We start from the raw sequence: 2,086 nt of genomic DNA, 5'->3' as shown, positions 1-2,086 counted from the left end.
AGTTCAGCTTCGCGGATCCAGACGCGCGGGTCATACTGCTTTTTGTATGGCTGATCGGTTTCCGGGTCGACCTGATACTTGAACGCACGTGCGTTGGCTTCGACATACTCGCCAACCGGGCGGGCATAGGCGAACTGGGTATCGGTATCGATATTCATCTTGAAGCAGCCATAGCTGACAGCTTCTTCGATTTTCTCTTTTTCCGAACCGGAACCGCCGTGGAACACGAAGTCGAGCGGGCGATCACCCAGACCGTGCTTCTCAGCCACGTATTTCTGGCTTTCCAGAAGGATCTCCGGACGGAGCTTCACGTTACCCGGCTTGTAAACGCCGTGCACGTTGCCGAATGCGGCCGCGACCGAGAAGTGGCCAAGCGGCGAAAGACGACGATAAGCTTCTTCGACTTCTTCCGGGCGGGTGTAAAGGCGCGGATCGATTTCCTCAACCGAGGTATCAAGCTCATGACCGATACCGTCTTCTTCACCACCGGTGACGCCCAGTTCGATCTCAAGGCTCATCTCGATGGCGGACATCCGTTTCAGGAAGGTCTCGCAGGTCGCGAGGTTGTCTTCAACGGATTCTTCGGACAGATCCAGCATGTGGGAGCTGTAAAGTGCCTTGCCAGTTTCGGCATAGGCCTTTTCGCTCCATTTCAGCATTTCATCGACCCATGGCACAAACTTGCGGTTTGCGTGGTCGGTATGCATGACAACAGCAACACCGTAATGCTCGGCCAGAAGCTGTGCATGACGCGCAGCAGATACGGCGCCGAGAACACGGGCCGCAGCAGCGTCCTTGATGCCCTTGCCGGCAAAGAACTGTGCACCACCATTCGAAAGCTGAATGATAATGTCAGATCCGGCATTTGCAGCAGCCTCAAGGGCAGCGTTCATCGTGCTTGAAGACGTAATATTGACGGCGGGAAGGGCGTAACCGTCCTGCTTGCAGGCAGAAACGAGTTCGCGATAGGCAGCACCGGTAACAACACCGGGTTTAACGGAAGGCATGTGGGTACTCCTCCTGGGGGTCAGAGTAAAAACAGATCAGCAGCAAAATCACCTGAAGACCCTGCATACAAACTGTTACAGAGCCCAATGCATCTTCGAAATGCTGTCTCAGGTCAAGGCTTTCCGTCATAGACTTTCGGAAAATATTGCGTTTGCTCAGGCGTAACTCTCTTGCACGCCCTTGATCCAGCTTCGCGTCACATTGAACTGATCATCAAACAAAATCATATCGGCCAGATAGCCCGGTGCCAAGCGCCCCAGAATATGACCAAGCCCCAGGAACTCCGCTGGATAAAGCGACGCCATGCGAAGTGCTTCACCAAGCCCGATTTCGGCCATTTCCATGCAGTTGCGGACAGCTGAAATCATATCAAGGTCCGAACCCGCCAACGTCCCATCGGCAAGCGCGCAGCGCCCATCAATTGCGATGATTTCCTCATCACCCAGCTTGAACCGTTTATCTGCGGCACCAACCGTTGGCATGGCGTCGGTGACCAACATCATCTTGCCCTTGGCTTTGGCACGTACGGCGGTTTTGATCACAGCTGGATGGACGTGAAACCCATCCGCAATCAGGCCACACCATGTACGATCATCAGAGAGTGCTGCACCAACAACGCCCGGCTCCCGATGGGTCAGGGGGCTCATGGCATTAAACAGATGCGTGAAGCCCTGCATGCCTTCATCGATTGCCAACATGATATCGTCGTAGGTGCCCGCTGTATGTCCGGCGCAAACACGAACATCGCGGGCAACGAGCTTTGCGATGAGACCTTTATCAAGCAGTTCTGGCGCAAGGGTTACCAAAGTGCATCCATTGCGAAGCCGGGAGACGAGTTCGATTGCATCAGTTTCCATCGGCCTGATCTGGTCAGCCGAATGTACGCCACGGCGCATGAGATTGAGATACGGTCCCTCAAGGTGAATACCGACGACACCAGCTATGCCGTTATCGAGCGCGTCCTGAACGGCGGCAATCGCAGATTCCATCTTGTCCCGGGAATCGGTAATCAGGGTTGGCAGCATGGATGTCGTGCCAAACCGGCGATGCGCAGCGACCATGGTTTTAATGGTCTCAA

Annotated in this window: 2 protein-coding genes; both read right to left on the bottom strand. The window is 54.7% G+C overall.

Annotation, left to right across the window (positions count from 1 at the left end):
- Window positions 1–1,007, bottom strand: a 1,007-nt coding sequence (fbaA, locus tag B3Z49_RS18945; protein ID WP_296993653.1) for a class II fructose-bisphosphate aldolase, incomplete at its 3' end; no start/stop codon positions are given.
- Between the two features lie 156 nt (window positions 1,008–1,163).
- The coding region (gene nagA, locus B3Z49_RS18940) for an N-acetylglucosamine-6-phosphate deacetylase (RefSeq protein WP_296993651.1) at window positions 1,164–2,086 on the bottom strand (923 nt) is incomplete at its 5' end.

The organism is Thalassospira sp. UBA1131, from assembly GCF_002311515.1.
Lineage (GTDB): Bacteria > Pseudomonadota > Alphaproteobacteria > Rhodospirillales > Thalassospiraceae > Thalassospira.
The sequence above is the reverse complement of the archived record's forward strand: the minus strand, read 5'-3'. Positions and strand labels throughout refer to the sequence as shown.